At 44.1% G+C, this 16,837-nt stretch carries 12 protein-coding genes; 5 read left to right on the top strand and 7 right to left on the bottom strand.

The genetic code is table 11. The features are described from left to right. Positions 1-136 precede the first annotated feature (136 nt). Entirely contained in the window at positions 137-640 is a 504-nt protein-coding gene (locus LRS05_RS14715; protein ID WP_257869009.1) for a hypothetical protein, read from the top strand. Positions 641-645: 5 nt separating this feature from the next. Continuing rightward, entirely contained in the window at positions 646-4,326 is a 3,681-nt protein-coding gene (locus tag LRS05_RS14710; RefSeq protein ID WP_257869008.1) for an SBBP repeat-containing protein, read from the top strand. A gap of 101 nt (positions 4,327-4,427) precedes the next feature. Here the strand turns inward: LRS05_RS14710 and LRS05_RS14705 are convergent, their stop codons facing one another. From LRS05_RS14705 to LRS05_RS14690, 4 genes are all read right to left on the bottom strand, one after another. Further along, a complete protein-coding gene (locus LRS05_RS14705) occupies positions 4,428-6,455 on the bottom strand; it encodes a M3 family metallopeptidase (protein WP_257869007.1) in 2,028 nt (675 codons plus the stop codon). Positions 6,456-6,459: 4 nt separating this feature from the next. Further along, the gene (locus LRS05_RS14700) at positions 6,460-7,344 is read right to left on the bottom strand and encodes a hypothetical protein (RefSeq protein WP_257869006.1); all 885 of its coding nucleotides are present in this window, start codon (positions 7,342-7,344) and stop codon (positions 6,460-6,462) included. A 235-nt stretch (positions 7,345-7,579) separates the two neighbouring features. Further along, positions 7,580-8,068 (bottom strand): 5-(carboxyamino)imidazole ribonucleotide mutase, encoded by a 489-nt coding sequence (gene purE, locus LRS05_RS14695; protein WP_257869005.1) that lies wholly within the window; start codon positions 8,066-8,068, stop codon positions 7,580-7,582. 67 nt (positions 8,069-8,135) lie between these two features. After that, on the bottom strand, positions 8,136-9,278 hold the full coding sequence (locus tag LRS05_RS14690; protein ID WP_257869004.1) for a 5-(carboxyamino)imidazole ribonucleotide synthase: 1,143 nt from the start codon (positions 9,276-9,278) through the stop codon (positions 8,136-8,138). A 198-nt stretch (positions 9,279-9,476) separates the two neighbouring features. Between LRS05_RS14690 and LRS05_RS14685 the strand changes: the two genes are divergently transcribed. Further along, complete coding sequence (locus LRS05_RS14685; RefSeq protein WP_257869003.1) at positions 9,477-10,940, top strand: glycoside hydrolase family 130 protein; 1,464 nt, start codon at positions 9,477-9,479, stop codon at positions 10,938-10,940. An 11-nt stretch (positions 10,941-10,951) separates the two neighbouring features. Continuing rightward, complete coding sequence (locus tag LRS05_RS14680) at positions 10,952-12,244, top strand: MFS transporter (protein ID WP_257869002.1); 1,293 nt, start codon at positions 10,952-10,954, stop codon at positions 12,242-12,244. 1 nt (position 12,245) lies between these two features. On the opposite strand, the gene dctA is transcribed toward LRS05_RS14680, so the two are convergent. Continuing rightward, entirely contained in the window at positions 12,246-13,478 is a 1,233-nt protein-coding gene (gene dctA / locus LRS05_RS14675) for a C4-dicarboxylate transporter DctA (RefSeq protein WP_308224942.1), read from the bottom strand. A gap of 25 nt (positions 13,479-13,503) precedes the next feature. Next, positions 13,504-14,049 carry a hypothetical protein gene (locus LRS05_RS14670; RefSeq protein WP_257869001.1) on the bottom strand — a complete coding sequence of 182 codons (546 nt, stop codon included), beginning with the start codon at positions 14,047-14,049 and terminating at the stop codon, positions 13,504-13,506. Positions 14,050-14,123: 74 nt separating this feature from the next. Here LRS05_RS14670 and LRS05_RS14665 point away from each other — a divergent pair, with 74 nt between their 5' ends. Next, positions 14,124-14,735 carry an acyloxyacyl hydrolase gene (locus LRS05_RS14665; protein ID WP_308224980.1) on the top strand — a complete coding sequence of 204 codons (612 nt, stop codon included), beginning with the start codon at positions 14,124-14,126 and terminating at the stop codon, positions 14,733-14,735. Here LRS05_RS14665 and LRS05_RS14660 read toward each other — a convergent pair. Beyond that, on the bottom strand, positions 14,732-16,753 hold the full coding sequence (locus LRS05_RS14660) for a TonB-dependent receptor (RefSeq protein ID WP_257869000.1): 2,022 nt from the start codon (positions 16,751-16,753) through the stop codon (positions 14,732-14,734). The two genes, LRS05_RS14665 and LRS05_RS14660, sit on opposite strands and share 4 nt — an antisense overlap. Positions 16,754-16,837 lie beyond the last annotated feature (84 nt).

The raw sequence follows: 16,837 nt of genomic DNA, 5'->3' as shown, positions 1-16,837 counted from the left end.
CCGACTAAGATAATATATTCATTTTATAATGGTTGAAATGCCATCGATTTGAAAGACAATAAATTAGTTAATTAATAAATGTAATTTTTTGTTAAAATTTCCTACATTTGGATACTTCAAACCAATCAATCTTACTATGAAATTAAACTACCTATCTTGCGGAAGAAGACTTTTTATTGCCCTTGCCGCGACATTAACGGGTTTTGGCGCTGGTGCGCAATCTACCCCTGTTGCAGAAACCCCCACACCAAAACAGCAAAAAATGCTGCAGCAACAGCCCCTTCTTTTTATTGAAAACCTAGGGCAGGTGAAAAATCATCACGGTGTAAAAGCGAATGATATATTATTTATCGCAAGAAATGCCGGTGCACAATTGTATATAACGGCTACGGGTATACATTACCAGTTTACTAAGGCCGAAAACAAGAAACAGAACCTAAACGCTGATAATCTGAGGCATGCTGCATCTAAAACCGAAACGCACAGGTTTACGGTAAGCCTGCAGGGTAGTAACCCAAAACCGCAGGTAGTAACTGAAAAGCAGTCGGATTATACAGAAAGTTACCTATTTGCCGGAAGCAATATTTCAGGAGCTAAATCATATGAGCAGGTAACGCTAAAAATGTTTATAAAGGTATAGACTGGGTGCTGTACAACAAAAACGGTTTCCTTGAGTATGATTTTATAGTTCACCCCGGAGCCGATATTTCGGACATAAAATTGAATGTTACAGATGCCGATAGAGTAAAAATTACAGAAAACGGGAGCCTGAATATAAAAACCCGCCTTGGTGAGGTTACAGAAAAAGCCCCTGTAAGCTTTGATGAAGCCGGTAAAAGCCTTGCAACATCTTTCCGACAAAATAATGACGGCTCTCTCGGCTTTAGTGTAGCAAATGCTCCTAAAGGCAAAATGCTGCGTATAGACCCTGAAGTGGTTTGGGCAACTTATTATGGCAGTGCAGGATATGATATTGCAGAGGCCTGTGCTGTAGACCTCAATGGGAATGTTTATTTAAGAGGCGGTACAACAAGTACATCCGGCATTGCCGCAGGAGGTTACCAAACAAGTGTAACCCAAAATGGTTTAGCAGGCTTTGTTGTAAAATTTAATAGTGCCGGGCAGCGTATTTGGGCAACTTATACAGATGGTACAAGCGCACTGTTTACACAAATAGCCGTTGATATTGCTGGCAATGTTTATGTAACAGGAGAAACCGCAGAGTATTGGGATTTTAACGCGACAGTTCATCAAACGTCTTATGGTGGTGGCAGCCTTGATGCTTACCTTATAAAAATAAATTCAAACGGGTCGCTTGGCTGGAAAACCTATTATGGCGGTAATGGTGATGATTATGGTAAATCGGTATCGGTTGATGCTAATGGCAATATTTACCTTACCGGATATAGCAACAGTACCAATAACATTGCTACAGCCGGTGCATTTAAGTCTAACCTTACTCCGAGTGAATTCAATGCCTGGGATGCGTACCTGGTTAAATTTAGCAATACCGGCAACAGGCTGTGGGCTACCTATGTTGGTGGCAGCAGCTGGGACAGAGCCGAGAGCTGTACTGTAGACGCAGCCGGAAATATATACATTGCAGGAGATACTTCAAGTACTAATGGAATAGCTTACAATGGGTTTAAAAATACTATTACAAATTCACTTCCAGATGGATTTCTTGTTAAATTTAACAGCGCAGGCCAACGCCTTTGGGGCACTTACTACGGAGGTGATAATTCTGAAAGTATTTATACCTGTACAACAGATCTGGGGGGCAATGTTTACATAGCGGGGCGCACCGAAAGCTGGACGGATATTGCTTTTAACGGTCATAAAAATAACGGGGGGCTGGGTAATATTGGCAATGTATTTAGTGGCGGAGATGGCTATCTTGTAAAATTTAAGCCTGACGGAAGCCGTGAATGGGCCACCTATTACGGAACAAATGAATATGACGACTGGGCAATGGCGTGTCGCGCCGACCTGCAGGGTAACATTTACCTTTCAGGTGTAAGCCAGACACCTACAGAGGAGCCTCTTCTGCCTTCAAAAGCATTTGTTATAAAATATAGCAATTCAGGTAAATATATCTGGGATGCAAATTATCAGGGTAACAACAGCTCATCTGGGTATGGTATGGCTGTAAGTACTTCGGGCCATGTATACCTCTGCGGAGCTACAAAAAGCACTTCAGGCCTGGCTACAGGCGGTTTCCAGAACACATTGGGTGGTGATTCAGATGCTTTCCTTATCAAAATAGATGGTTCGGGCAGTTACAATTGCTCTCAACCTAAATCACTCGCCGTAGTTGTAACTTCATCTGCCGCAGCTGTTATATCATGGGCTGCACCTGGCACCGGCACGCCTGTAGGGTATGAGTATGCCGTTACCCAAACTGACGAAGCTCCGGAAAGCGGTATAGAAACCACTACTACAACAATTAATCAGACAGGCTTATCGGCAGGTCAATATTACCTATATGTAAGGGCCATTTGCGCACCGGGCAGATTCAGTGAGTGGGCAAGCCTTTCGTTTTGCGCTTTACCGGCGCCAACAGCAGCCCCACAGGAATTATGTGGAGGGCAAACCATTGCAGACTTAGAGGCTGTTGGTTCAGGATTACAGTGGTATTCACAGGCATCCGGAGGCACTGCACTTGCATCATCGCAAACTGTCGCTATGGGTACCTATTATGTTTCTCAGGCTATTGACGGATGTGAAAGTGCGCGTACAGCGGTTGCCATAACAGTAAATCCTTCTAAAACGTATTATGAAGATGCCGATGCCGATGGTTATGGTAACACTGATAGTACACTTACTGCTTGTACAAAGCCTATGGGTTATGCAGAAAAGCCTGGTGACTGTGACGATGCTGATGCAGCAGTACAGCTTTGCCCAGGTGTAGTTTATACAAAAATAAGTGCAGACTATTGTGGTGCAATCGTATCAGCAATGAGCACGATGGTATATGCTAATGCTGCGATGGGTGTTTCAGGTTACAGGTTCCGTATTTCCACAAACGCTGATGATGCCATGGTTTTGGAAAAAACTACACGCTGGTTCAGATTAAATGAGTTTGCAGGTGCATCTTTTGCGACTCAATATACTGTTGAGGTTGCAGTATTTGCTAACGGAGAGTGGCAGCCTTACGGAGAAAGCTGTACAATTACAACTCCTGCATTCCCCGTTACAAAAGTCAGCACACAATATTGCGGCACTACTGTATCATCATTTAATTCACTTGTTTATGCCGATGGTGTAGCTATGGCATCAGCCTACAGGTTCAGGATAAGTGACGGCATCATAACATCAATAGTAACAAAGCCTGCACGTTATTTTATAATAAACGAGATACCAGGCTATACATATAATAAAACTTATGTGATAGACGTTGCGGCCCAGATAAATGGCGTTTGGGGACAATATGGCAGCGCCTGCAGCATTAGTACAATGGCAGTTCCCGGCACACAGCTTGAGTCAGTATACTGCGGCACTACTGTGTCATCATTCGCATCTCTTGTGTATGCAACTTCAGTACCACTGGCCACACAATATCTTTTTCGTATCACAACAGGCAGTATAACTATGGTTGTAAGCAAACCCGCAAGGTATCTTGCAATAAATGAGATTCCGGATTATACATATTCAAGAACGTATTCAATAAGCGTTGCAGTCCAGGTTAACGGCGAATATGGCAGTTTTGGCCCGTCATGTACTATAACTACTATGCCGGTGCAAACAAGCCAGCTTGCCAGTGGCTATTGCGGTGGTACAATGCCAAAAGTCAAATCTGTGGTTTATGCCAACCACATATCTCAGGCTACGCGTTACCGCTTTAGTATAGATTATGCCGGCAATACTTACATACTTGAAAATACAGCACGTTATTTCGGATTATATAGTATTCCGGGTAATACTTACGGCCGCACATATACTGTTAGGGTGGCAGTAGAAGTTGCGGGTCAATGGGGCCCTTATGGCGAACCTTGCACCGTTAGTACACCAAATTCATCAACAGGCCGTCCCGGAAGTGCTGATTTTGCTGTTGAAGCAGAAATTACCGATTTAAAGGCAGCTGTCAGGGTTACATCATACCCCAACCCATATACCGATATCTTTACAATTGAAATGGACACACCAAGCCAGGAAAAAGTTGTTGTCCGCGTGTTTGACATGAATGGCAGGCTGGTGGAAGATATCACTGTTTCACCTGAAGAGCTTGCCTCGCAAAAGCTTGGCAGCAGGTATGCGGCAGGTGTGTATAATGTGATTGTAACACAGGGCGATTACATAAAAACCTTTAAAGTTGTTAAGAAGTGATTCTTATAGTTTAAAGCTAAAACCCGCAGTGAGAGCTGCGGGTTTTTTATTTTTTTCAATCGAAAAATCGAAAAATCGAAAAATCGAAAAATCGAAAAAATCTAGTTTAAAAGTCCCGCCCTCTTGAGCAATGCTTCTGGCTTGGGTTCCTGCCCGCGGAAACGTTTGTACAATTCCATCGGGTGTTCTGTGCCGCCTTTTGTAAGGACAAATTCTTTAAATTTTGCAGCGGTTTCAGGATTGAAAATTCCCGTTTCAAGGAAATATTCAAAGGCATCGGCATCAAGCACCTCAGCCCATTTGTAGCTGTAGTACCCTGCTGAATATCCTCCCTGGAAAATATGCGAGAAAGCTGTGCTCATCACATTTTCAGGTACATCAGGATACAACTGTGTTGAAGCGAATTGTTCCATTTCAAACGTTTTCACGTCGGTTACATTTGCAGGGTCGGTAGCATGCCAGCCCATGTCAAGCATACCGAAGCTCAATTGGCGCAGTGTTGCCATACCTTCAAGAAAACTGGCACTTTCCTTTATCTTGTCAACATATTCTATCGGGATAACTTCTCCCGTTTGGTAATGGTGGGCAAACAGCGCAAGGGCTTCCGGCTCATAACACCAGTTTTCCATCACCTGGCTCGGCAGTTCCACAAAATCCCAGTAAACGCTTGTACCGCTAAGGGTTGGGTATGTAGTGTTGGCCAGCATACCATGAAGCGCGTGCCCAAACTCATGGAAAAGCGTAGTGACCTCGTTAAATGTAAGCAATGAGGGCTTTGTTTCGGTAGGCTTTGTGAAGTTGCAAACTATAGATACATGAGGCCTTTCATTTACGCCATTTTTTATGTATTGCGGTTTGAACGATGTCATCCACGCACCGTTTCGTTTACCTTTTCTGGGAAAGAAATCAGCATAGAAAACAGCCACAAGTCCGTTATCGTCATGCACTTCAAAAGTTCTTACGTCTTTGTGGTATTTATCAATGTCAAATACTTCTGTAAACCTGATACCGAATAGTTTACCTGCAATCGTAAACGCACCTTCAAGCACTTTTTCCAGCTGGAAGTAAGGCTTCAGCTTTTCATCATCAAGATTGAAAAGCTTTTGTTTAAGCTTTTCAGAATAGTAGGCGCCATCCCATTTTTGGAGGCTGTCAATACCGTCAAGTTCTTTTGCAAAATTTTCAAGTTGTTTAAATTCTTTTTCCGCAGCGGGCTTGGCTTTATCAAGCAGGTCACTTAAAAAATCTTTTACCTTCTGCGGGCTTCCGGCCATACGTTCTTCCAATACAAAATCGGCGTGCGATGCATAACCAAGCAATTTTGCGCGCTCATGTCGCAGTTTTGCAATTTTGATTACAATATCACGGTTATCATATTCATTGCTATTATAGCCTTTAGCGCCAAAAGCAAGAGCCAGTTTTTTACGTAATTCCCTATTATCAGCATACGTCATAAACGGCAGGTAGCTCGGGTGGTCCAGCGTGAAGATCCACCCCTCTTTATCCTGGCTTTTGGCAAGCTCGCGGGCAGCTTCAATAGCGCCTTCAGGCAGTCCTGAAAGGTCTTTTTCATCAGTAATATGCAATTGGTAGGCATTGGTTTCGGCCAATACGTTCTCACCAAATTGCAGGCTTAGTTTTGAAAGTTCTTTATCAATGCTGCGGAGCTTCTCCTTGTCAGCTTCCGGCAGGTTAGCGCCATTCCGGGAGAAGCCTTTATATTGTTTTTCCAGTAATGTAGATTGCTCGGTTGTAAGGTTTAGGTTTTCCCTTTTATCATATACTGCTTTCACACGTTCAAACAAAGCTTTGTTCAGTCGTACATCATTACCAAACTCGCTTAGCATCGGCGATACTTCCTGGGCAATTTGTTGTATCTCATCATTTGTCTCAGCAGAATGGAGGTTAAAGAAAATGCTGCTTACACGCTCCAGCATTTCACCGCTGAATGACATTGCTTCAATCGTGTTTTCAAAAGTCGGCTCTTCCGGGTTATTTGTAATGGCATCAACCTCTTTTTTTGCATCGGCGATGGCTTTTGTAAAAGCCGGCAAAAAGTGTTCGTTTTTAATCTGGCTAAAAGGTGCCGTATCGTATTTTGTAGAAAATTTATGTGTAAGCGGATTCATCAGTTTAGTTTTTTAATAGTTCAGCTTTAAGGTTTTGCTTAGTGATGCCAACCTGCATCAGCAACTCCCAAATTTCAGCTTTAGATTTGTTCTGCAGCAGCGAAAATAATTTTTCCTTTCCGTATTCTTTTATAATTTTTTCACAAATCACACCACCCACAATATAAGCTGCCGGTGTTTCATTATCTATATATTCTCTTTCAAAAGGATTATTAACCAAAACGGTCAAATCTGGATTATTGTTTTTAAGGTATTTCAAAAGCTTTTTCTTATGAAAGTTATAGTCATGTATACCACTTCCTCCGAAATATGTGGCAATCCCTTCGTTAAAGAATGTCGGGGCATTGGGGTATAGATGGGCAATATAGGCATGCACAATTTCATGTGTATAGTACTCAGAATTATTACCTGAATAAATGATGTTTCCCGGTTCAGCAAGGCCGCCGGTATCAGATATGTACATCATTGGGTTATAATCAAAGCCCTGTGTACGGAATAATTCTACAGGGTCTGTACACGAATAGTAAGTAATGTTAATTTGCTTGCACCCAAAAAATGAACATAGTTTTTTAATGTCTGCTTCCTGTCGCCTGGCTTCAGCTTCGTTGAAAGTTTTTTGAGGCGAAATATAATAGTAAACGCTCCCATACACAATTTTCTTCCAAGCAGACGTAGCATGATCTATATAGCTGCTAAAGATAACATTATTACCACTTGTATTGGCTATGAGGTTATAAATGGTCCTGATGGTATTTTCTTTCGTTTCGGGATTATGGCCAACATATGCAAGCTTTACAATTCTTTTGTCCGGGTCTTTTGTGCTGACGATGTGCATTAGGGAAGGCTGGTAGAAACTGTTTCCGTACCTGCTGTGCTCAATGTTGTTCAATGCGGAATGGGGTTAACGAACTTCTTAAAATCTGATGCCAGCCAGTATTTGTTTGATGTGGCAGACTGATTCTTGGTTTCGATGAACGCCTGTAATACTGTAATAATCCTTTTATTTACTGCATCTTCACGATCAATACCGAGAGCGACAGATAGTTTTATTGGTAAGACATCGGCTGATTGGGGCCGGCAGCTTAAGGTGAGCAGTAAAACTAAAATCAGCGCAGTATATCTCATCAGCTTCTGCTCTTCAAATCATCCGATGCCTTATTTACCGCTTCGCGAAGGCTGTGCTTGTAAGCTATTATTTTCATTAGGACGCCTTTGTCATGGCTCCCGATTATCTGTGCTGCCAGTATGCCTGCGTTTTTGGCACCGTTAAGCGCAACTGTAGCAACAGGCACGCCGCCCGGCATCTGGAGGATAGAAAGCACGCTGTCCCACCCGTCAATAGAGTTACTTGATTTTACCGGTACGCCAATTACCGGCAGGGGAGACATTGATGCCACCATACCGGAAAGGTGCGCTGCACCACCGGCACCTGCTATAATCACCGATATTCCACGGGTATGCGCATCTTTGCTGAATTCGAATAGTTTTTCGGGCGTACGATGAGCCGAAATTATGTCTACTTCAGTATCAATCCCAAATTCTTTTAATATATCTATGGCATCCTGCATAACCGGCATATCGCTGATGCTGCCCATTATTATTGCTACTTTCATGCTTGTAAGTTTATTGTTTGTGGTTTGTAGTTTTTCAAAATTGCCTCCTGTGACTGCGACTGTAAACTTATTGGCTTATTACCCGTATCGTATTCTTTACTTCTTCGGCAATTTTACGTGCCTTGTCAACATCTTTGTTCACTATGGTTACATGGCCCATTTTGCGGAAAGGGCGTGTTTCTTTTTTACCGTATATATGCGGAGCCACACCGCCGAGGCTCAGTATTTTTTCGATGTTCTCATACACCACTTTACCGCTGTGACCTTCAGCGCCTACAAGGTTTACCATAATGCCCGCAACTTTGCTTTTAGTATTGCCAAGAGGCAGATCAAGTATCGCCCTAAGATGCTGTTCAAATTGCGACGTATAGCTTGCCTCAATGCTGTAATGCCCGCTGTTATGCGGCCTTGGGGCCACTTCATTCACCAGTATTTCATCATCTTCTGTCTGGAACATTTCAACTGCGAGTAAACCTACATGCTTAAACCTTTCACCAACCTGTAAAGCAATGTTTCGGGCTTTTTGAGCTACTGCATCATCAATCCGCGCCGGGCAAATTACATACTCAACCTGGTTGGCTTCAGGGTGAAACTCCATTTCAACAACTGGGTACGTAGCTACCTGTCCTGATGGATTCCGCGCCACAATCACCGCCAGCTCATTCTTAAACGGTACCATATCTTCAGCAATGCACTGTACATCAGGCAGGCCTTCAAAACTCTCCATGCTGCGGATGACTTTTACGCCGTTGCCGTCGTAGCCGAATTGCGTGCTTTTCCAAACAAAAGGCATAGTGATGTTTGCGGCCTTCAATTCCGAAAGGCTTTCAAATCTTCTGTACGGTGCGGTAGGGATATTATTGTCTCTATAAAAATCTTTCTGTGTGCCTTTGTTTTGTATTTGTTTGAGTGTGGCAGGCGAGGGGTAAACTTTAACACCTTCACTTTCAAGCTTTTCAAGCGCTTGTACATTCACATGCTCAATCTCAAAGGTCAGCACGTTTACCTGTTTGCCAAAGTTATACACTGTGTCAAAATCCATGAGGCTGCCGGTGAAGAACTTATCGCAGCCAACGCGGCATGGGGCTTCATCGCTCGGGTCAAGCACGTATGTTTGTATGTCCATCCGCCGTGTTTCTGTAAGCAGCATTTTGCCCAGCTGGCCTCCGCCTAAAATGCCCAGTACAAAATCTGAAGAAAAATAATTCATTGTTGTGTTGTTGTTTGTACGCCAAAGATACTAATGCTATCTAAAATAATTTTAAATGCTTCGCTATTTCTATTTTAGTGAGGAAAGTTGGTTGTAAGTTTTTACATAATTTTAGCATTTGTGCTTCGGCATTATCCAGATTTATATTTGTATTTTAGAGGTTCACTTTTTCTTATACAGGAAACAGACTTTACATATATGAGATTAACCGTAGAACGTAAACCTGCCAAGGTATTGCCGGATACCAAAAGGGTAATAGCACGATTTTTCTTTAATGGCGAAGAACGCGCCGTAGAACTTATTAAAAAAATATTGAAACTGGATAAAGATGAGGTCTTTGGGCTTGTTTCACCAATGCTCCAGGATTTCTCAAAAAGGCACCGAAACATCACGCGAAAACTTTTCAGGCATTGCGAAAGGGTAAAACAGGACATTGCGACAGCGGGTGGAGATTATAACAAGCTTGACGATTTTACAAAGCTGCTTATCGGCGCTTATTTTACGCATGAATATTCAATTGAGTCGGCAGCGTTTTTTAATCCTTCGATAGTACCGGATCCTGACCAGACCAATCTTGAAGAAGGGCAGCTGCGTGTTATAATAAGTTTCAGGGCAGTGGGAGAGGGGCACGTGTCATCTGTAGTGTTCCGTCGTGCGCTTATTGACAGGCATAATAATATCACAGTAATACCTGCCGGGAATTATATTGATGAGGCGGAGAACATCCATAACGTAATTTACCAGAAGCGTTTGTTCTTGCGTAAGGCTGAGGAAGCAGACATCAATCCGGAATTCCTGAAATCAGTTACTGACAGGCTGGAAGACCGTTTTGACTATGATCAGCTGAAAGGTTTGGTGCTTGAAGCTAAAAAAGATGCTACAGACCAGGCTATGATAAAGCAATTTAACCTGATGCTGGCGTTGAGTGACAGCTACAGGCGAATTACCTTCTCAAAAGATACAGATATTAGTGACAGGGTAATTTTCCCGATAAGCGATTTTGAATCGAAAGGTATTGAAGATGCCCGTTTTGTGAAGTTTACCGATGATAACGGCAAAACCATCTACTATGCAACCTATACTGCATATGACGGCATTCATATCATGCCGAAACTGCTGAAGACAACCGATTTTTACGAGTTCAAGACCAGTCCGCTTCACGGTGCCGGTGCAAAAAACAAGAACCTGGCGCTGTTCCCGAGGAAAATAAACGGCAAATACGCTATGCTCTCCCGCATTGACGGCTGGAATAACTACCTTATGTACAGCGATAACATTAACGAATGGGAAAATCCTATCAAGATTCAGTGCCCTGAATACCCTTGGGAATTTGTACAGATCGGCAACTGCGGTTCGCCAATTGAAACCGAATACGGATGGCTCGTAATAACGCATGCCGTTGGCTATATGCGCAAGTACAGTATCGGTGCGTCTTTGCTCGACCTTGATAACCCGGAAAAGGAAATTGGCCGCCTGCGTGACCCGCTCATTGTGCCCAATCCTGATGAGCGTGAAGGCTATGTGCCGAATGTAGTGTACTCCTGCGGGTCTGTAATACATAATGGCGAGCTTATACTGCCTTATGGCCTTAGTGACCACAGCTCTGGCTTTGCAACGGTAAACCTTAAGACGCTGCTTGACAGGCTAAGGCATGGCGGATAATTAATGAATTGATGGAACAGGCTGATACCGGTGTTGCCGGTGGTTTTTTCGGGAAGAACCCGGTTTTAAAGATTCGGGAGTTTCTCGCGTTTCTTGCTGTGCGGTTCGGGCTCATGTTTTCGCTCAACATGCAGTCTACCATTATTTTTTACTGGGTATACCATATTACTAATGATAAGCTTTCCCTGGGTTTAGTTGGCCTTGCTGAAGTGATACCGGCACTTAGTTTTTCGCTCTTATCCGGCCACTTTGTCGACCTCAACGAAAAGCGGAAGATGGTGCTGTTATGCATTGCAGGGTATATTGTCCTGGCATTTTCGCTATTTTTATTAACTACTCCATTTTCACATAACAGCCTCGGCACACAACAGACATTATACTTCATTTACGGACTAGTTTTTGTGGGTGGCACCATACGCTCGTTCATGGGGCCATCGGTGTTCTCATTGTTTGGCCTGATATTGCCCAGAGAGCATTATGCGAATGGCACCAGCTGGAGCAGCCTTGCCATGCAAACAGGCGGAGTACTCGGCCCGCTTGCCGCAGGGCTTATGATTGCCATTAACGGAGTCATCACTGGGATGTTCACGGTACTGGTTATTCTTGTCTTGCTACTTATCCCCATATTTTACATCAAAAGAAAACCCATTCTCAAAAAGGAAAAAGAACCCATATTGCAAAGCCTTACGCAGGGCGTACGGTTTGTGGTTAAGACCCCTGCTTTGCTTGGGGCTCAATTGCTCGATATGTTTTCGGTGTTATTTGGCGGGGCAGTCGCGCTGCTTCCGGTCTACCAGAAAGAAATTTTGCATGTAGATGAAGTCGGCTTCGGAATATTGCGCTCAGCGCCGGGAATAGGGGCGCTCATTACACTTGGTATCCTGGCGTTTTTACCACTGCGCAACAATCCGGGGCGCAAGCTGTTCTTTGCCGTTGGCGGGTTTGCGGTATGCATTATCATATTCGGGCTTTCTACCAACTTTATCCTCTCATTTGCCATGCTGCTGCTCTCAGGTATGTTTGATTCCGTGAGTGTGGTTATCCGCAGTACTATCCTTCAGCTCGTAACACCCGACGCTATGCGCGGCAGGGTAGCGGCGGTGAACACCATGTTTGTAAGCTCATCTAACGAACTTGGCGATTTTGAAAGCGGCGTTATGGCACACTGGCTTGGTACTGTAAGGGCTGTTGTAACAGGCGGATTCATCACGCTGGGTGTGGTAGCGGTGACCTTCTTCAGTGCGCCACAACTGCGAAAATTCAGTTTTGAAGATCAGGCGAAAAGGGAAGATGAGAAACAGTAATTTAGTCTTCCGCAGTTTCTACATCGATAAACTCTTTCTCCGTTTTTGAGATTACGATAGTCGCCACACCATTGCCTATAAAGTTGGTAATGGCCCGTGCCTCGCTCATAAATTTATCTACCCCCAAAAGAAACGCAAGCCCCTCTAACGGTATTTTATGTATGGCGGTAAGCGTTGATGCTAACACAATAAAACCGCTGCCGGTAACCCCAGCAGCGCCCTTGCTTGTAACCATAAGCAGGCCTATAATCGTGGCTATCTCACCCCAGGTAAGGTGCACATCATACAGCTGCGCCAGGAATATAACAGCCATCGAAAGATAAATAGATGTACCGTCGAGGTTGAAGGAATAGCCTGTTGGTACCACAAGCCCTACGACTGATTTGCTGCAGCCCATTTTCTCCAGCTTGTTCATAAGGTTGGGCAACGCCGCTTCAGATGATGATGTGCCCAGAACAATGAGAAGTTCTGCCTTAATGTATTTGATAAAGCTCCAGATACTCAGCTTGTAATACCGCATGATGCTGCCCAATACCAGGAAAATGAACAATAGCATCGTAACATAGAAGGTAATCATCAGCTTACCAAGCGGAATAAGGGTGTGTAAACCAAATTTGCCAACGGTGTAGGCCATGCCGCCAAATGCTCCCAGCGGCGCCAGGTACATCACAAATTTTAGCAGTTTAAAAACAAAGTTGGAGGCTTTGTAAAGCAGGTGAACTGCCTGTTCGCGTTTGCAGTAGTAATTAAGCGCGATTCCGGTAATGATCGCGACGAGCAACACTTGTAATGTGATATTTGAAAGGAAGAAGTCAATCCAGCTAAATTCGGTTGCAGGGTTCGCCGTGTATTTTGAAGGGTCCTGCATCTGCAGCCCGCTCTTGTCAATTTTTCCCGGCTGGATGAGGTAAGCTACCGCAACACCTATTGCCAATGCAAAAGTTGTTACAATTTCAAAGTAGATCAATGCCTTAATGCCAATGCGCCCCACTTTCCTGAGGTCGCCCATGCCGCTGATGCCGAGCACTATTGTCAGAAAGATGATCGGCGCTATGAATACTTTGATAATGCTGATGAACCAGTCGCCTATCAGCTTCATCTGCACACCTGTTTCAGGATCATAATGCCCCAGCAGGATACCTGCAATAATGGCTATAAGTACCCAGAAAGTGAGGTTGGTAAGAATGCGGAACATAAGCCCCTGCTTTTTTTCGATGGTAGTTTCAGGACTCATTTTTGGCATTTTAGGTTACTCAAAGTTACGCCTTTATTTTTTTAAGGATGTCCTTTGCAGCGGCCTTATATCCTGCAGAATGATGAGGGAAATCCTGCTGCAGGATCATTTTCAATTCCGGATAAATCCATTCTTCTTTCTTTCCGAAGAGATACAAAGCCCTCATGGCATATGCCTTTGTTGCAACCTTTGCATTGCCAATGAGCCAGTCAAAACAGGCCTCTGTCATTTTTTGCAGCATAGCACTCGTCAGGAAATTATCCATTTTGTCCTCTTCAATTGCAGCAAACATAGTTATTTTAGAGACAGAACGCAGCGCTCCTTCGTGTTTATAAAGAGACAGTCTCTCACACAGGTCGTTCAGATAAGGCCGCAGCCACATTATGTCTTTTTCCATCACCAACTCAAGCGACCAGCAGGCTTTATAATGATTTTTATCATCCGGATTTAGTGCCATGGCCATCATTTCGGGCAGCAGCGACAAGTCGTTTATTACCATGCCCGAAATTTCATCACGTATAGGGCGGTGAGCTGTGCTGTTGGCTATTTTCTTTTGAAATGCAGTTTCCATAATCGGTTTCGCTAAAATATAAATTTGCAGCGTAATGCAGATTGATTATTTTTAGCTAACCAAAGCAAAACACTATCAGAACGCTATTTCTTTTCCTGGCATTTTGCTGCATATCGTCTCACGCGCAGCAATCTGACACCATTTCACGGTGGAGTGTGGGTGCAGCCTATGGTTTCGGCCGTGAATTTAAGCAGCGCAATTACACGTATGACAACAGCTATGTGCAGGCGCAGGTATATTACACGCTCAACCCCGGCAAAAAATGGCAGTACCAGGTAGCCCTTATGCCTGAAATTAATTTTGCATCGCACAAACTCCAAAACCTGTATTTTGTAAAACCTGATGAGCCTGATTATGAGTATAAGCGCGAAATTTATACCAGGCAGAAAGACATCCGTGAATATATCCTCAATGTGGCGTTTTTCGTGCGGCGGAATATCACCAGGAACTTCAGCATGTACGCTATGGCAAATATTGGCCCTATGATAACCGATACTGAAACCGAACGCCTCTCGAAAGGGTTTGCCTTTTGCGATGTTTTTGCTATTGGCGCAAGTTATGCTATTGGCGGAGTGCTGCTTGATATCCGGCCGAACGTGCGCCATGTTTCCAACGGTGGGCTGCAGGACAGCAATGCAGGTTTCAACTCCTACAATTTTACTTTTTGCGCAATAGTGCCGCTTTAGAAGATGTAACTGAAAGAAATATTGCCGTAATAGTTGGCAGGAAGGCCGGGATAATAATAGCGTGGCGCCGCACCGCCGAATCCTGTAGCATTTACTAACACCATTGAAGCGTAATGTGCATTGCCTGCATTGTTTACGCCTGCTGAAATATGTGAGACAAAATTCCGGAAAAGTTCAAAACGGTAACCGGCCTTGATATTCAACAGGTTATACGACTCGCTGTAAACCGAATTGGCATCGTTAAGCGGAATATCATCCACAAAATAGTAGTCACCTGAAAGATATAGGCCATAGGCCGTAAATGTCACTCCGGCAGTAACCTTATTGGCAGGCACTCCGGTAAGGTCATTGCCTGAATAATCTACACCGTTATTGTTGAACTCCTTAAATTCATATTTTCCTATGCTCGCATTCGCGTAAGGCTGCAACGATATCCTGTTGGAAATCTGCCAGTTGTAGGTCACTGCAGCTTCAATTCCCTGATGGATGGTTTCGCCGGCGTTGATGCCCACGTACTGATCGTCACCCACGCGTTGCGCCACGAGAAGGTCTTTTATCTGCATGTGGTAAAGTGACACTTCTGCATACAGGTTTCTGTCAAGGAAATAGAACTTACCTCCAATCTCAAAATTATAGCCATTCTCCGGCTTTATATTAGGGTTGATAGTACCGTTTTCCGTAAGTGTTTCTTCGATGGAAGGCAGAGAAAACCCCCGGCTTGCAGATGCGTAGATTGTATGTAATGATGAAGGTTTATACAGCACCGAAACCTGTGGCGCCCAGATACCGTCATAGCTATAGCTTTCCGAAGATGTTGGGGCAGGGAAAGTATTGTCCAGCGAAAAATGCGTCTTATTGTAGTTGAGCCCCGCCTGCATTTCAAACTTCGGGGCGAGTTGCAGCCTCATCTGTGCAAAGGCATTTATGAAGTTCCTGTCCTGCTCTGTTTTTGTAAGCTGTTCACCTTCAAGGCTGCCGTTGCCGTTATTGTCTTCGTACAAGTTGGCAAGTGTACCCCCTTTAAACCCATCCTTAAAATATTCGATTCCGGCAATGAACTGTGATTTCATCCCAAAGATATTTGTATCGGTAAAAAACTGCGTGCGTGTACCATAAGCAGTAGTATTCTGTTTCAGGATGTCAAACGGCCTCGGCTCGTAATTCTCCTTCAAATTAATGAAAACTGAGGTTGAATTCTTCAGCCAGGTTGCAGGCTGCCAGTCATACGCCAGTCCTGCAAGCCATGAATCATATTCTTCATAACCTTTGGCCGATTTCCAGGTGAAAGCCGCTGCCCTTGGGTTATTTTGGAAAGTATTCTTGTCGATTGAGCTCGGGATGAATGCCTTCATGTAAGTGTAGTTTCCAAAATACGTCAACCCGCTTTTCTCCCTTCGGAAAAGTTCACCTGCCAGCGTTACGCCTTCGCGGTTATAGGCGCTGTTTTCACGCCAGCCATCAGTTTCCAGCTTATGGTAATTGATGTTGAGGCTGCCTGTTGCAGTTGCAAACCCGTAATTGATGGTGTTCTTCATCAGCCCGTAGGAACCGTGTGTAGTGCTTATGGCTGCCCTGTGTCCAAGTATGTTTGAGAACTTTGGCGTAAGCAAAATAGCACCTCCAAGTCCTGCACCATACAAGCTCGATAGCGGACCTTTTATCACCTCAATCTGGCCTATCACCTCAAGGTCAATGTCTTCAATAGTGGTTTCGCTATCGCCTGATGTAAGTGGGATGCTGCCATAGAAAGCGCGTATTTTATTGGTTCCGTAAGGTGTCCTCGCCCCAATGCCCCGGATAGAGATACGGTTGGTGTTGATACCACCCGACTGCATAAAAACTCCGGGGAGCGTGTTCAGCACCGGGCTGATATCGCTAAGGTTATTTCGCTGTAAATCGGCCGGGGTAAGTATGCTGATTGATGCAGGTGCATTCAACAGGCTGTCGTTTATGTGGTAGCTGCTTATGGTTACAGGCTGAAGTTGTTGCGTATTCCTGAAATCTATTGCAGGAATCATACTCGCAGTTCGGATAGTATCCTGCGCAAAAATACCTATACAGGGAAATAGAAGCGATGTGATGAATAATATAACACCTACAAT

The sequence above is a fragment of the Flavobacterium sp. J372 genome (assembly GCF_024699965.1).
In the GTDB taxonomy this organism is placed as follows: Bacteria; Bacteroidota; Bacteroidia; order Flavobacteriales; family Flavobacteriaceae; genus Flavobacterium.
The sequence above is the reverse complement of the archived record's forward strand: the minus strand, read 5'-3'. Positions and strand labels throughout refer to the sequence as shown.